Below are 13,902 nucleotides of genomic sequence, written 5' to 3'. Positions count from 1 at the left end.
ACTGCTGATGAAAAGCCTGCGGAGCAATCAGGTAAACAACTTCGACTAACCGCAAGACACCAATTTACAGATCAAAGTTACCCGGTAGTAATCGTCCATGAGTCAGACTCGGCATTGTCACCGTAGTTTGCCACCGCGAAGAATGTATAAGTGGTTTTGGCATTCAGGTTATTGACCAACCTGGCCCATTTACCCGTATCGTCGGTTTGTTCCGGCCTTGGGTCGATGACTCCGTTTATCTTCAGCCAGATCTGCGCTAATGGGGCCGCATTACCCCTGGCAATTACATGGTTGTATGGCGTACTACCGTTGTCCTCGATCAGGCCGTCCGAATCGTACACGCGGGTATTGTGCGGCTTGAGGATGGATTCCACGGTAAAGTTGCGGGGCGGCTCGGAAATCTCGCCATCACCATATAGCGCCTGGGCGGTCAGGCTGTAGGCGCCGGGTGTCACATCAATCTCGATTTCCCAGAGTCCGTCGTCATCCCGGGCGGTCGCCGTTGCTCCGTCGATAAGGCTGCCGTTATTGCGCAGTTGCACATCTTCGCCGGGCTGGCCATAACCGCGGACTATAACCCTGTCGTCGTAGGTGGTGTCGCCTTCAGGGATCACCCCCTGGGAATCGGAGACCTGACAAAGGATCAGTTTTACATCCGATACGACGCGGAATTCGAACACGCTGGACGCTTTGCCATTGGTTGCCTTGATCTTGATGCTGTAGGTGCCAGCGGTAATCCCATCGAAGGTGAGATTGAACAGGCCGTCACGATCAACAGTGGCTTTCTTGCCCGTGGATGTGTCGCTGTTGAAAGCTACAACTTCCATATCGGGAGGTGCGTAGCCGGAGATCACCAACCAGTCGCCGTCGTAGATCGCGCCACTTTCAATCGGACCATCCTTGCCAGTGACTTTGTCGATGATCGGTGTCTCTGTCGCCAGAACGAACGTATACGATGTGGAGAAGTCGTAAGGTCTCTTTGTTTCAATAGCACTAAGGCTGTAACGCTTGAATCCCTGTTGAAAGTCGAGTTCTTTGTTCCAGTTTCCTGTACTACCGCTGGTCACATTACTGATAGAGGATGAGCGATCGCGAATATTGAGCTCCCTATCAGGGGCGGCGGTACCCCTTAATTCCAGGATTGGGTCAAAAGTAACGCTGTTTTTGTCAACGAGAGCACCGCTGCTGTCTAGGATTTCATCGAGGGTTACTCTAGCGATTACTTCACTCTGTGTGTCTGGCGTGAGTGCTGAGGTGTTTGGTGGTTTAGTGGTCATGTTGATGACTCCGTGCATTGAAAAGTGAGGGTGCCGGAGTGATTTAAAACCTCGTCTGATAGCTTTCCTACTGTCATAAGTAACAGATACAAGTTGGTTTCGGTCAATGGTAAAAGTTGCGTTGGCTGCCGGGCTAAGTTGGCTTCGGCGCCCCGATCAACCGCCCCATCGCCCCGAATACGCCCAACTCCCGGATGATTTCCAGTTCCCCTGGTGTCTCGACCATTTCGGCAATCAGCGGCAAATCAATGCTGTGGGTCGCGCGAAAGATCGCGTCGATGAACAGTCGCTTGTCAGGTTGTTCGTCGATGTTGCGGATATAGGCCCCATCGATTTTCAGGTACGCCAGGCCCAATTGGGTGAGGTTGCCGATCTGGCTGAAGCGTCCGCCAAAGTGTTGCAGGCCGATGCGATAACCGGTTTTGAGCAATGTGCTGCTCAGGTTCTGCAGCACTTCGGGGGATGGCAACTGGTGTTCGTCGATTTCCAGGGTCAACAGCGGTGCAAGTTCGGGAAGGGACTCAAGCAGGTCGAGGACCGTTTGCCATTGCACCGGGTCGCGCAGGGTGCTGCCGGACAGGCTCAGTGCCAAGGGCCGGCGGTTCACTACCAGGTCGTCCAGCGTGGCTTCGAGCATGGCCAGGTCGAACCGTGCCGACCAGCCGAGACGCTCGATCCACGGCAGGAAATGCCCGGCGGCAATCGCTTCGCCCTGTGGGTCGAGCAGGCGTGCGAGCACTTTGTGATGCAGCACCTGGCGAGTATCGGCGCATTGCACGACGGGCTGGAAGTACAACTGCATTTTACCTTCGGTCAAGGCATCGTCGATCCAGGTGCGCCAGTCGTGCTGGGAATGATTGGGCGCCGTGTCACGATGGCCCAAATACACCCAGGGTCGCTCGAGATGTGGCCGTGATTCGGTCAGTGCCTGATCAAGGCGCAGAAGTACATGGCTGACCGGCTCACCGGGGCGGTAGGCGACAACGCCCAGGTGGGCGACCGGCATGCAATCGCTGGTGCCGGTCAGGCGCAGGTTCTCCAGGCTGATGCTGACATCGGCGGCCAGGCGCGCGGCGCTTTCGGCGTCCAGACCCGGTGTCAGCAGGCTGAATTCGCCGCCACGATTGCGCGCCGCCAACCAGGTGCGACGCTCCGGCAATTGAGTCAGGCGCTTAAGCAATTCGCCCACGGCACTGATCAGTGCGTCAGTGCGTTGGCCGCCCAGTCGCTGGTTGAGCCCATTCAGGTCGTTGATCCGCAACATCAGCAAATGGCCTTCGCGGCTCTGTTCGCACACTTTCAAGTGGTCGGCCAGTTGCTCGTCGAGCAGGCGCCGGTTGGCCAAGCCGGTAAGGCTGTCCAGATAGGATTCGGCCCGCAGCTTTTCGCTGCGCTCAGCCTCTTCGACGAACAGCGCCTTGAGCTTTTCGACCATCTGGTTCATCGCCAGCACCACTCGTTTCAGCTCCGGTGTTCGTGGCAGGCTGGGCAGGCTGAGAAACTCGCGTTTACTGATGGCCTCGGCCTGTCGGACCATGCTGTCGAGTGGGCGGAATTGTCGGCGCAGCATCCATCCTCCAATGACTGCACTGAACAGACCGCACAACAGCAACCAGATCAGGCTGCCGAGGGTGCTGTCCCAGAGCTTGGCCAGGGCGAACTGCGGATTGCTCAGCACTTCGACTCGTGCCAGTTGTTCCCAGCCGCGCATGATCAAGGCGTCGCCACCTTCCGGGCGCAGGTTGACCAGGTTGACGAACCAGTTCGGTACACCGTCGATTCTTGTCGGTGCACTGCGCTCCACCAGGGTTTGCTGATCCTTGAGCCTGATGACGCGGATACTGCTGAAATAGCCGCTGTCGAAAATCGAACTGACCATCAGCTCCATCATTGCCGCATCATCGACCTGTGCCGTCAGCGACAGCCCCAGCGCGGTGGCCGCGTCCTGGGCGTGGGCGCGCAACTGACTGAGCGTTTGCTCGCGGGAGCTCTCCAGGCTGGCAAAAAAACTGCCGCTGAACGCCACCAGCAGGAACAGGCAGATGGCCAGGAACAACTGTTTACGCAGTGTCATACATCGCTCCTTGCCGTGGCGGTTAGCCGTCGCCGATGTCGAACCCTTCGGCCTGCATCTTTTTCAACACGTCCTGCCAGCGCGAGAGCTTTTTCGAGTCGCTGCTGCGCTGGCCGCCGTTCTTGCCTGGCAGGTACAAGCCTTCGGCGTTGAAGGCGTATACCGGCAGCAAGTCTTTGCGTTGGGACGCGGGGCGGATTTCGCCAATCAGGTTGTCCAGTACCAGTGGGTCAGCCGTGGGGGTGCTGTAGAACGTCAGCACCATGTGTGCCTGGTTCTGGCTCAGGGCCTTGACGTAGGTGATGCGCAGTTTTTCGCTGGGAATGCCGAGCCGGCGCAGGCTGAAATACTTCGCCAATGCGTAGTCCTCGCAATCGGCGGCGCCCTTGATCAGGGCTTCGACGGGCGTGGCCCAGTAATCGGTCTGTTGCCAGATGCGCGTGTCGTCCTGGAAATTCAACTGCTGATTGAAGAAGCGGTTCACCGTGTTGAGCTGCTCACGCTCGGGCGCGCCACGTGCAGCTTGGAGCATTTGACTCCACGCCTCGATTCGGCCTCGTGCCGGTCCCAGCGGGCCGTAGCGTTGTTCAACGGTTTGCAGGATCTGCGAAAAGTCCCAGTCGGCCCGGACCCCGTTGAATACGGCCAGTAGCAAACCAGCCAGCAGCAACCATCCGCCGAGCCGAAGTCGGAGCGCTGGCCATCCTGGACTACGCAGACTGCGGGCCATGTCTGGCTGCTCGAGTGTAGGTTCGTGGAGTTTAGGTGGAGTTTTTACCGGGGGAGGGCAGGTCGTCGGCCGAAGGGCGCTCAATGAGCTTTTTGTGGCGAGGGGGCTTGCCCCCGTTGGGTTGCGAAGCAACCCCAAGTCCGGCATTGCGCGTGTTCCTGATTGATCGCGCTAACTCGATTGACGACTGCTACGCAGCCGAACGGGGGCAAGCCCCCTCGCCACAATGGTCCCGGGAGATTTCAGTTTTTGCGCAGGGTTTTCTGCTTGAGGATGTACAGGGTCACCAGCACCGCACTGGTCAGCATGAATCCCCGAGCCCAGGGCAGCGGCACCAGATAGCAGGAGAACAGGATGCTCGCCCACATCAGGCCGATGGCGTAGACCTTGCCCTTGAGCGGGATACCGTTGCCATCCAGGTAGTCACGAATCCACGGGCCAAGCCGAGGATGTTCCACCAGCCATTGATAAAAGCGCGGCGAACTGCGGGCGAAGCAGGCGGCCGCCAGCAGCAGGAAAGGGGTGGTGGGCAATACCGGCAGGAAAATCCCGATCACCCCCAGCGCTACGCTCAGCCAGCCGATGGCCAGCAGCACGTAGCGCAACATCAGGGGGCGGTTGCCTATGGGGTTGTCCATAGGCCCGTTCTTAGTGGTGACGTGGCTTGAGAATCGCCGGTTTTTCGTCTGGCGCGTTGCACAGCAGGTACAGCGCGGTCAGGGCTTCCGGGATCTGCACGATCATGTCGTCCATCAGGTTGGCATCGGCGGCAATGTCGGAGAACTCCGGTTGCTCGTCGAACAGGCCCGAACCGACCATGATCGGCAGCAGCATTTCGCTGACTTCATCTTCGGCGGTTTCGAACCAGGCTTCTTCGCGCAGGAACACGCCTTCCATGAAACCGATGCACCAGCCGCGCAGTTCGGAGTCGTCCGGGTCGTCGCCCAGGTCCAGGTCGCACGGCAACTCGAATTCCTCGTCGGAAGCCAGTTGGCGGGCGATGTGGGCCTTGAGGCCGATCAGGGTGGCTTCGATCTCTTCGCGCTGGGCTTCGCCACTGTAATGCGGCTCTTCGGCGAACAGTGCGTCGATCCACTCACGGTCAGGAACGGTTTCGGAACAGATCGACAGGGCGGTGAGGTAGCCGTGGGCGGCCACGTAGTCCAGCGCCTCGTCATGCAGTTCATCAGCGTCGAGGAAGACTTGCAGGCGGGTTAGTTGCTCAGCGAAGGACATTAAAGGACTACCTTGGGGAATGTTCGATGCGGGAATTCTAGGCCTTCTTGAGCGCTTGGGCCAGCCGCCCGGCATATTTGCCCCACAGGTTGGTTTGTCTGTGTCTTATCAGCGGTGCCCTTTGCCGGACGGGGCTCGGGTATACTCGCGCGTTTTGTGATGCCCTGCTGGTGTCACGGCTGAAATGTGAAGCGTCATGCAATGCGCACTTACGATTTGTCGGTGCAGCGTCGCGGGTTCTGAACCAGCCTTGCAGGGATGTTTCGGTGATTTTTGGAGTTTTTATGCTCGAACAGGCTCAACGCGTCCTCAAGGACATCTTCGGCTACGACAGTTTCCGTGGCCGCCAGGGTGCAATTATTGAGCGCGTGGCCAGCGGCGGCGATGCCCTGGTCCTGATGCCTACCGGTGGTGGCAAATCCTTGTGCTTCCAGGTCCCGGCGCTGTTGCGCGAAGGCCTGGCCGTGGTGGTCTCGCCGCTGATCGCACTGATGGACGATCAGGTTGCTACCCTCGAAGAGCTGGGCGTAGCGGCCGCCGCATTGAACTCTACCCTCAGCGCCGAGCAGCAGCGCGACCTCGCCGCCCGCATCCGCCGCGGTGAAGTGAAAATGCTCTATCTGGCACCTGAACGCCTGGTCCAGCCGCGCATGCTGTCATTTCTGCAAGAGCTGAACATCGCCCTGTTCGCCATCGACGAAGCACACTGCGTGTCGCAATGGGGGCACGATTTCCGTCCGGAATACCTGCAGCTGGGCCAGTTGGCGGAAATGTTCCCCAGCGTGCCGCGCATTGCCCTGACCGCCACGGCCGACAAACGTACCCGGGAAGAAATCGTCACCCGTCTGCACCTGCAAGACGCCGAGCGCTTCCTGTCGAGTTTCGACCGGCCGAACATCTTTTATCGCATCGTGCCCAAGGAACAGCCGCGCAAGCAGTTGCTGGCGTTCCTCGCCGAGCGCCGCAGCGATGCGGGCATCGTGTATTGCCTGTCGCGCAAGAAGGTCGAGGAAGTCGCCGCGTTTCTCAGCGAGCAGGGCTTCCCGGCGCTGCCGTACCACGCCGGCCTGCCCAATGATTTGCGCGCCTTCAATCAGAAACGCTTCCTCAATGAGGAAGGCCTGATCATGGTCGCGACGGTGGCGTTCGGCATGGGCATCGACAAGCCCAACGTGCGGTTTGTCGCGCACCTCGATCTTCCGAAATCCCTTGAAGCCTATTACCAGGAAACCGGTCGTGGCGGCCGTGACGGCCTGCCGGCGGACGCCTGGATGGCCTACGGCCTGCAAGACGTGGTGATGCTCAAGCAGATGCTGCAGAACTCCGAAGGCGACGAGCGTCACAAGCGCCTGGAGCAGCACAAGCTCGACGCCATGCTCTCGCTCTGTGAAGAAACCCGCTGCCGTCGGCAAACGCTGCTGGCCTACTTCGACGAAGACATGCCCGAGCCTTGCGGGCATTGCGACAACTGCGTCGACGGCGTGCAGACCTGGGATGCCACCGAGCCGGCGCGTCAGGCACTGTCGGCGATCTACCGCACCGGCCAGCGCTACGGCGTCGGGCACCTGGTGGATGTGTTGCTCGGCAAGGACAACGAAAAGGTCCGCAACTTTGGCCATCAGCACCTGTCGGTGTTTGGTGTCGGCAAGGCGATGGCGGAGGGCGAGTGGCGCTCGTTGTTCCGCCAACTGGTGGCCCGTGGCCTGGCCGATATCGACCTCGAGGGCTACGGCGGCTTGCGTTTGAGCGACAGTTGCCGGCCGCTGCTCAAAGGGGAAGTGACCCTGGAACTGCGCCGCGATCTCAAGGCGCAAACCGTGGCGAAAAGCAGCAAGAGCCAGGCGAGCCAACTGGTCCGCGGCGAAGAACGCGAGCAGTGGGAAGCCTTGCGCGCCCTGCGGCGCAAGCTTGCCGAAGAACATGGTGTGCCGCCGTACGTCATCTTCCCCGATTCGACCTTGCTGGAAATGCTGCGCAGCCAGCCCACCTCGCTGGCGGAAATGGCCACGGTCAGCGGCGTCGGGGCGCGCAAGCTGGAGCGTTATGGCGAGGCCTTCCTCGAAGTGCTCGGCGGCCAGGTCGAGGCACCGAAAGCGGTGGCCGACGTGCGTCACGAATTGATCACCCTGGCGCGGGCCGGCATGACGCCGGTACAGATCGCCGGTCAGTTGCAATGCTCGGAAAAGAACGTCTACACCATGCTGGCCGAGGCGATCGGCAAGCAGCAGTTGTCGTTGGAACAGGCACTGGATCTGCCTGAAGAGCTGATGGGCGAAGTGCAGGATGCTTTCCTCGACGGTGAAGGCGAGTTGCCGCCGGTTTCCGAAATCGCCGCGCTGTTCGCGGGACGGGTGCCTGAGGGGGTTTTGTACTGCGTGCGGGCTGCCTTGCAGTCGGAATTCGAGATTTGAGACATCTGTATTGCTGATGTAACGTTTCACTACAGATCAAGCCTTGCCTCAAATCGAGGCTCATGCTTAGCTGACTAATAATTAGTTTTAATTTATTTCAGTCTAACCATGAGTGTTTTATGCCGTTAACCGATCAACACCGCTTTGGCATGCAGTTGGCCCAGATGTCCCGTGGCTGGCGTGCCGAACTGGACCGCCGGCTGGCGGGCTTGGGTTTGTCCCAGGCACGCTGGCTGGTGCTTCTGCACCTCGCGCGTTTCGAAGAAGCCCCAACCCAGCGTGAGCTGGCACAAAGCGTCGGCGTCGAAGGCCCGACCCTTGCCCGTTTGCTCGACAGCCTGGAAAGCCAAGGTCTGGTGCGACGCCAGGCAGTACTGGAAGACCGTCGGGCAAAGAAAATCGTGCTCTGCGCGCCGGCGCTGCCCCTGATCGAACAAATTGAAACCATTGCCACGCAACTGCGCCACGAACTGTTCGAGGGCGTCGATGAGGCGGACTTGAAGGTGTGCATGCGGGTTCACGGGTACATCCTGGGCAACCTTGAAAAATCCTGAGGCATAACCGAACGCCAGGTTTTTGAGATAGCGCATAGGGCGGACTATAAGAACTACTCGGCAATATCGTGTTCGTAACGGATGTACGAACGCGTACGTGTAGTTTTTGTAGATCTCAAGGATGCTCATGCTCAAGTGTTGGCGATTGGTTTTGCGCGGTTGTTTTCAGTGGTTGCTGGCCGGGGTCGCGGCCACTTACTCGGCATGGACACCGGCGCTGGGGCTGGGTGAAATCACTCTGCATTCGGCACTCAATCAACCGCTGCGTGCCGATATCGCACTGGTGGATGCCGCTGGCCTGGAGGAGAGCGAGTTGTCGGTGAGCCTGGCAACGGCAGACGAGTTCAGCCGTGCCGGCGTCGAGCGGGTATTTTTCCTCGACAACCTGAAGTTCACTCCGGTCCTGCGCGGTAATCGCAGCTTGATCCAGGTGACCTCCAGCAAACCGGTGAGTGAACCCTTCCTGAATTTCCTCGTGCAGCTCGATCAGCCCAACGGTCGGTTACTACGCGAGTACACGGTACTGATCGATCCGCCGGGTTCGCCTGGTGTTGTTCCCGCTGCCGATGAAGCGGTTTCCAGTTCCCCGGCGTCCGCATTCCCCAGTGTTCAACCGGTCGTAGCGCCGTCACCCATGGCCAGGACGACGCCAGAAACGGACGTACCCGAAGTTGATCCCGCTGTCGAACAACTGGCCGCCAGCACCCTGCAAAACCACCAGTTGCAAGTCACTGTCGATGAGCTCAACGCGAAGCTTCAGGACCGGGACCAACTGATCGCCGACCAGAAAAAACAACTGGCCGAACTGCAAACCCAGCTGGCGGAACTCGAGAAAGTAAAGGCGCAACCCATTGCTGCTGACGCAGTGGCCCCAGCCCCGGCTATTGCTGAAAAACCCGGAACTGGCTGGCTGCCGATTACCAGCGTGTCAGCGCTGGTGGCGTTGCTGGCGCTGGGCTGGTTTGTTCGCCACCGGCGCCAGCAGCATGAGGCCACAGCCTCGGAGGCACTGCTACCGCATGAGCCGTTGCCTGAAGTCTTTGCCGAGCCCTCGGTATGGCCGCCGGTCAGGCAACCGTCCACTCCGCAGCGCGACGTGGGGCCAGCCAATGAAGAGCTTGAGCGGGTCGATAGCCGTCCTATCATCCCGGTCACTGCTGCCGTGGCAGTGATTCCGGGTTTGGCGACGCCTGGCGAATCCGCCCCTGACGATGAGTACCGACTCAATCTGGATGAGTTTTCCATCGCGTCGAGCTGGGAGGTGATCAGCCCAAACGAGAACCAGCCGCCAGTTGCTCTGGCCATGTTCGAGCCTGCATTCGCGCTGGAGGCGCAACCCGATCCCGCGACTCGGACGACACCGGCCGGGCTATCATAGCGGCGTCGTCAAATTCTGGAGTCAGGTCCCATCATGAGCGCAAGCAAACCCGAAATTGTCATCACCTACTGCACGCAATGCCAATGGCTGTTGCGTGCAGCCTGGCTGGCCCAGGAACTGCTCAGCACCTTTGGTGATGACCTGGGCAAAGTCTCCCTGGTGCCAGGCACCGGCGGGGTCTTTCATGTTTTCTGTGACGCCGTGCAGATCTGGGAACGCAAGGCGGACGGTGGCTTCCCCGAGGCCAAAGTGCTCAAGCAGCGGGTCCGCGACCAGATCGACCCGGCCCGCGACCTGGGGCACAACGACCGCACTCAGTGAGATGCAGCCTCGGCGACAACGGCTTTCTTGCTTGTGCCAGTTGAGAACCTGCTGGACACCACAATCGCCACGATGATCAGCGCGCCCCCCAGCAACATGCGCAGGGTCGGGTTTTCATTGAACAGCAGCCACGCGACGGTGATGCCGTAGACCGGCTCCAGGGCGAACACCACGGCGGCGGTGCGTGCCTTGATCACCGCGAGGCTGGCGACGAACAGGCTGTGGGCGACACCGGTACAGAACACACCGAGCAGGCTGATCCACAGCCAGTCGATGGCGCGTACTTCGCTCAATTGCGGCGCCGCCACCGGCAGCAGACACAAGGCAACCACCACGTTCTGGCACAACGCTGCCTGCACGGGCGGCACCCGCCCGGAGCTGGCACGATTGGTCAGCGACAGCAGGGCGAACAGCAGCCCGGAGCCCACGGCCCACAGCAGGCCGGTGGTGGCGCCGCTGGCCAGATCAAAGTCAGGTGTGACCAGCACCAGCCCGACACTCACCAGCAGCACCAGCACAATCTCATTGGCGCGAATGCGCTCGCGGAAGATCAGCCCTTCAAGGATCACGGTAAAGGCCGGGAAACTGGCGAAACCGAGCGTCGCAATCGCCACGCCTGCGACTTTCACCGCAATGAAGAAGCTCACCCAGTGCCCGGCCAGCAACAAGCCGCTGAGCAGCAGGCGACGCCAGTCCACGGCTTCAAGTTTCTGCCAGCGCGTCTGGCTGGCGAAGCGTGCAAAAAACGCCAGTGCGAGTACGGCAAAAGCGGCACGGCCGAACACGATGATCGCCGGTGACGCGGCCGCCAGTTTGCCGAACACGCCGGTCAGGCCGAACATCAATGCGCCGATATGCAGGGCGCCAAGGGCGGTACGAGGAGTCATTGCAATCCTTAACGACAAACGAACAGAGGCATCATTGAAGCGCGTAATCGCCCATCAAGTCTGTCGGCAAACTAGCGTTTTTTGTCGCCAGTCTCGCGTCGCAGTTTTCCGGGTGATGCCCCGAACTCGCGCAGCACCGCCGCCGCGAAGGCGCTCTGGGAGCTGTAGCCGACACGGCTGGCAATCTCACCGATGGGCAGCGCCGAGTTGCGCAGCAGGCTCACCGCGATGTGCAGGCGTCGGCTGCGGATGTAGTCCATTGGAGTCTGCCCACATTCGGCCACGAACCGCGCATGCAAACGGGCGCTGGAGAGACCGGCCACCCGGGCCAGGTCGGCCACCTGCAGCGGGTACGCCGCGTACTGATCGATGTGTGCGTTCAGCGCGGCGTAGGGCAGGCGCCGACCACCGATGGTGACGGGCCTGGCGTTGTTGAGACTGGCCAGTAGCAGCACCGCGCCTTGTTGTGCGATCAGCGGATCATCGACCGGACTGTTTGCCAGCCAACTGACCAATTGGCTTTGCCCGGCGTCCAGTGACAGACGGCCGGCGTTGTCGAGCAAACGCCTGCTGGACTCGGCGTGATCGCCCAACGACTGGGCAACCCATTGCTCGCCGGGCACATCCAGCACCAGGCAGCGGCTGCCATTGGGGCTGCCACACGCATGATGAGCGCCCGACGGTATCACCACGAAACTCTGCTGGACCACCTGGCTGCCACGGCCGTCAACCTCGAAATCCAGGGCGCCCGAAAGCCCGAACACCAGTTGCGCGTGGTCGTGGCTGTGGACGATCAGATCGTGGCTGTATTGGCGAAGCGTGAGGATCGGTCTCATCGCGGGTCTCCCGGTTCAGGGCGTCAGTCTACACCGAGCGGGCCTGTTAGCGCTGTCACGGGACTGACTTGATGCTGTCATGGACCATTAACCGGGTCGGGGCAGACTTGGCAAAACTTGCCAGAGGGTTGCCCATGACCAGCGCCGAGCTCGCCAAACCCACCCGTAAGCAACGCGTACGGACTTTATGGATTTCCGACGTGCATTTGGGCACTCGGGATTGCCAGGCTGAACACCTGTCGCAGTTTCTCAAGGGCTACCACGCGGACAAGATCTACCTGGTCGGCGACATCATCGACGGCTGGAAATTGCGCGGCGGCATTTACTGGCCGCAAGCGCATACCAACGTCATCCGTCGCCTGTTGACCATGAGCAAGCGGGGCACCGAGGTGATCTACGTCACCGGTAACCACGACGAATTCCTGCGCCGCTATTCGAAGCTGATCCTGGGCAATATCCAGTTGGTGGACGAAGCCGTGCACGTCACCGCCGACGGCCGGCACCTGCTGGTGATTCACGGCGATCAGTTTGATGTGATCACTCGTTACCATCGTTGGCTGGCGTTTCTCGGTGACTCGGCCTACGAATTCACCCTGACCCTCAACCGCTGGCTCAATCATTGGCGCGCGCGATATGGCTACGGCTACTGGTCGCTGTCGGCCTACCTCAAGCACAAGGTGAAAACCGCGGTCAGCTTCATTAGCGACTTCGAAGAAGCCATCGCCCATGAATGCGTCAAGCGCGAGCTGCACGGGGTGGTGTGCGGGCACATTCACCATGCCGAGATTCGCAAGGTTGGCGAGGTGGACTACCTCAATTGCGGCGACTGGGTGGAGTCGTGCACGGCGTTGATCGAACATTGGGATGGTTCGATCGAGCTGTATCGCCTGGCGGATGCCCAGGCGCGTGAGGCGCAGTTGAAGGCGGCCAGGGTGGCAGAGTTGGCCTGATTGATTTGATTTTTGTGGCGAGGGGGCTTGCCCCCGCTCGGCGGCGAAGCCGCCGTGAATCGACGAGTGCGATCTATCTGGCGTTCTGCGGTGAGTGGCTATAGGGCTGCTGCGCAGCCCAACGGGGGCAAGCCCCCTCGCCACAATGGTCGCCATAGGTCATCAGGCTGCTGAATGCTCTTGCATCGCCGCCTTGTAGATTGAATCCCTGGGGTGCGCAAACAAGCGCTCCATCATCGGCTCGAAAAAGCTCAATGGCAGCGTGTCGTACGCCGGGTCAAACGCCGCCGCATCGTACCTGGCACAGAACTCGACGGTCGCCTGGTATTGCGGGTGGTCCTGGAATTGCTCACGCAGATGGCGATCCATGCCCAGGTGATGGAAGAAGTAGTAGCCCTGGAAAATCCCGTGCTTTTCCACCATCCACAGGTTCTCGGCACTGACGAACGGCTTGAGGATCGCTGCCGCGATGTCCGGATGGTTGTAGGAACCCAGGGTGTCGCCGATATCGTGGAGCAGGGCGCAGACCACGTACTCTTCGTCACGACCATCGCGCCAGGCGCGGGTGGCGGTTTGCAGGGAGTGGGTGAGGCGATCCACCGGGAAACCGCCAAAATCACCCTCCAGTAACTTCAGGTGCGCCACAATCCTGGTCGGCAATTGTCGCGCGTAGGCACTGAAGTCCGCGGCGATGATCGCCCAGTCTTCCTGTGTGCCGTCCTTCATGTGGGTGAAGCGGGCATTGGCATTCATAGGCAACTCTCTTGTGACGGATGTCAGCTAGAACGGAACGCGCCCCAGGACCATGTCCCGGTACATGACAAAATCGCCGAGCAAGCTATAGAACGGGTGTTGGAAGGTTGCCGGGCGGTTCTTCTCGAAGAAGAAATGCCCGACCCAGGCAAAGCTGTAACCCGCCAGAGGCAGGGCCCACAGCAGCATCCAGGCGCCCCGACCAATGGTCAGCGCCAGTATCAAGATAACCAGCGTCGTGCCGATAAAATGGAGTCGGCGGCAGGTACTGTTGCTGTGTTCGCTGAGGTAGTAAGGGTAGAACTCAGCGAAACTGTTGAATCGTTTGACGTTTTCCACGACTGCGATCTCTGTGGTTATTGTTCTGATTGCAAGTTGTTCTGCGGCTAGCTTATTTGAGTCTAGAGTGATCAATGGCATCAGCCAGTGACAATAGGCGCCACTTTAGTATCCTTTGGTCAATAGCCGTCACATACGGCTCACCATGTAAGAAAA

General features: G+C 60.0%; 14 protein-coding genes. 5 read left to right on the top strand and 9 right to left on the bottom strand.

Translation table 11 applies throughout. The features are described from left to right. Window positions 1-77: 77 nt before the first annotated feature. The 5 genes from KGA88_RS12420 to KGA88_RS12400 form a co-directional block, all read right to left on the bottom strand. Window positions 78-1,277, bottom strand: coding sequence for a carboxypeptidase-like regulatory domain-containing protein (locus KGA88_RS12420; RefSeq protein ID WP_223591309.1), 1,200 nt, complete (start codon window positions 1,275-1,277; stop codon window positions 78-80). 133 nt (window positions 1,278-1,410) lie between these two features. Further along, window positions 1,411-3,351, bottom strand: a complete 1,941-nt coding sequence (gene lapD / locus KGA88_RS12415) for a cyclic di-GMP receptor LapD (RefSeq protein WP_110659678.1) — start codon at window positions 3,349-3,351, stop codon at window positions 1,411-1,413. Between the two features lie 22 nt (window positions 3,352-3,373). Further along, window positions 3,374-4,081, bottom strand: a complete 708-nt coding sequence (gene lapG, locus KGA88_RS12410) for a cysteine protease LapG (protein ID WP_223591307.1) — start codon at window positions 4,079-4,081, stop codon at window positions 3,374-3,376. A gap of 242 nt (window positions 4,082-4,323) precedes the next feature. Then, window positions 4,324-4,719 carry a YbaN family protein gene (locus KGA88_RS12405; protein WP_110659680.1) on the bottom strand — a complete coding sequence of 132 codons (396 nt, stop codon included), beginning with the start codon at window positions 4,717-4,719 and terminating at the stop codon, window positions 4,324-4,326. A 10-nt stretch (window positions 4,720-4,729) separates the two neighbouring features. Continuing rightward, window positions 4,730-5,317 carry a YecA family protein gene (locus KGA88_RS12400; protein WP_046816855.1) on the bottom strand — a complete coding sequence of 196 codons (588 nt, stop codon included), beginning with the start codon at window positions 5,315-5,317 and terminating at the stop codon, window positions 4,730-4,732. A gap of 284 nt (window positions 5,318-5,601) precedes the next feature. Here KGA88_RS12400 and recQ point away from each other — a divergent pair, with 284 nt between their 5' ends. From recQ to KGA88_RS12380, 4 genes are all read left to right on the top strand, one after another. Then, entirely contained in the window at window positions 5,602-7,728 is a 2,127-nt protein-coding gene (gene recQ, locus KGA88_RS12395; RefSeq protein WP_223591305.1) for a DNA helicase RecQ, read from the top strand. A 119-nt stretch (window positions 7,729-7,847) separates the two neighbouring features. Continuing rightward, on the top strand, window positions 7,848-8,282 hold the full coding sequence (locus tag KGA88_RS12390) for a MarR family transcriptional regulator (protein ID WP_223591303.1): 435 nt from the start codon (window positions 7,848-7,850) through the stop codon (window positions 8,280-8,282). A 127-nt stretch (window positions 8,283-8,409) separates the two neighbouring features. Continuing rightward, window positions 8,410-9,660, top strand: coding sequence for a FimV family protein (locus KGA88_RS12385; RefSeq protein WP_223591301.1), 1,251 nt, complete (start codon window positions 8,410-8,412; stop codon window positions 9,658-9,660). 33 nt (window positions 9,661-9,693) lie between these two features. Beyond that, window positions 9,694-9,981: a SelT/SelW/SelH family protein gene (locus tag KGA88_RS12380; protein ID WP_110659683.1), complete on the top strand. Its 288-nt coding sequence runs from the start codon at window positions 9,694-9,696 to the stop codon at window positions 9,979-9,981. Here the strand turns inward: KGA88_RS12380 and KGA88_RS12375 are convergent. Next, a complete protein-coding gene (locus KGA88_RS12375; RefSeq protein WP_223591299.1) occupies window positions 9,975-10,868 on the bottom strand; it encodes a DMT family transporter in 894 nt (297 codons plus the stop codon). The genes KGA88_RS12380 and KGA88_RS12375 overlap by 7 nt on opposite strands. Window positions 10,869-10,939: 71 nt before the next feature. Then, complete coding sequence (locus KGA88_RS12370) at window positions 10,940-11,704, bottom strand: AraC family transcriptional regulator (RefSeq protein WP_223591297.1); 765 nt, start codon at window positions 11,702-11,704, stop codon at window positions 10,940-10,942. Window positions 11,705-11,838: 134 nt separating this feature from the next. Between KGA88_RS12370 and KGA88_RS12365 the strand changes: the two genes are divergently transcribed. After that, the gene (locus tag KGA88_RS12365; protein ID WP_110659686.1) at window positions 11,839-12,654 is read left to right on the top strand and encodes a UDP-2,3-diacylglucosamine diphosphatase; all 816 of its coding nucleotides are present in this window, start codon (window positions 11,839-11,841) and stop codon (window positions 12,652-12,654) included. Between the two features lie 162 nt (window positions 12,655-12,816). On the opposite strand, the gene KGA88_RS12360 is transcribed toward KGA88_RS12365, so the two are convergent. Both KGA88_RS12360 and KGA88_RS12355 read right to left on the bottom strand, forming a co-directional pair. Next, window positions 12,817-13,407, bottom strand: coding sequence for an HD domain-containing protein (locus tag KGA88_RS12360; protein WP_223591295.1), 591 nt, complete (start codon window positions 13,405-13,407; stop codon window positions 12,817-12,819). A 27-nt stretch (window positions 13,408-13,434) separates the two neighbouring features. Next, on the bottom strand, window positions 13,435-13,746 hold the full coding sequence (locus KGA88_RS12355; protein WP_103394688.1) for a DUF962 domain-containing protein: 312 nt from the start codon (window positions 13,744-13,746) through the stop codon (window positions 13,435-13,437). Window positions 13,747-13,902 lie beyond the last annotated feature (156 nt).

Origin of the sequence: Pseudomonas sp. A-R-19, from assembly GCF_019956575.1 — a bacterium.
GTDB lineage: Bacteria > Pseudomonadota > Gammaproteobacteria > Pseudomonadales > Pseudomonadaceae > Aquipseudomonas.
The sequence above is the reverse complement of the archived record's forward strand: the minus strand, read 5'-3'. Positions and strand labels throughout refer to the sequence as shown.

Excerpts from the sequence above, each read along its gene's own strand:
- KGA88_RS12420 (WP_223591309.1), bottom strand. The coding sequence starts at position 1,277 with ATGACCACTAAACCACCAAACACCTCAGCACTCACGCCAGACACACAG.
- lapD (WP_110659678.1), bottom strand. The coding sequence starts at position 3,351 with ATGACACTGCGTAAACAGTTGTTCCTGGCCATCTGCCTGTTCCTGCTG.
- lapG (WP_223591307.1), bottom strand. The coding sequence starts at position 4,081 with ATGGCCCGCAGTCTGCGTAGTCCAGGATGGCCAGCGCTCCGACTTCGG.
- KGA88_RS12405 (WP_110659680.1), bottom strand. The coding sequence starts at position 4,719 with ATGGACAACCCCATAGGCAACCGCCCCCTGATGTTGCGCTACGTGCTG.
- KGA88_RS12400 (WP_046816855.1), bottom strand. The coding sequence starts at position 5,317 with ATGTCCTTCGCTGAGCAACTAACCCGCCTGCAAGTCTTCCTCGACGCT.
- recQ (WP_223591305.1), top strand. The coding sequence starts at position 5,602 with ATGCTCGAACAGGCTCAACGCGTCCTCAAGGACATCTTCGGCTACGAC.
- KGA88_RS12390 (WP_223591303.1), top strand. The coding sequence starts at position 7,848 with ATGCCGTTAACCGATCAACACCGCTTTGGCATGCAGTTGGCCCAGATG.
- KGA88_RS12385 (WP_223591301.1), top strand. The coding sequence starts at position 8,410 with ATGCTCAAGTGTTGGCGATTGGTTTTGCGCGGTTGTTTTCAGTGGTTG.
- KGA88_RS12380 (WP_110659683.1), top strand. The coding sequence starts at position 9,694 with ATGAGCGCAAGCAAACCCGAAATTGTCATCACCTACTGCACGCAATGC.
- KGA88_RS12375 (WP_223591299.1), bottom strand. The coding sequence starts at position 10,868 with ATGACTCCTCGTACCGCCCTTGGCGCCCTGCATATCGGCGCATTGATG.
- KGA88_RS12370 (WP_223591297.1), bottom strand. The coding sequence starts at position 11,704 with ATGAGACCGATCCTCACGCTTCGCCAATACAGCCACGATCTGATCGTC.
- KGA88_RS12365 (WP_110659686.1), top strand. The coding sequence starts at position 11,839 with ATGACCAGCGCCGAGCTCGCCAAACCCACCCGTAAGCAACGCGTACGG.
- KGA88_RS12360 (WP_223591295.1), bottom strand. The coding sequence starts at position 13,407 with ATGAATGCCAATGCCCGCTTCACCCACATGAAGGACGGCACACAGGAA.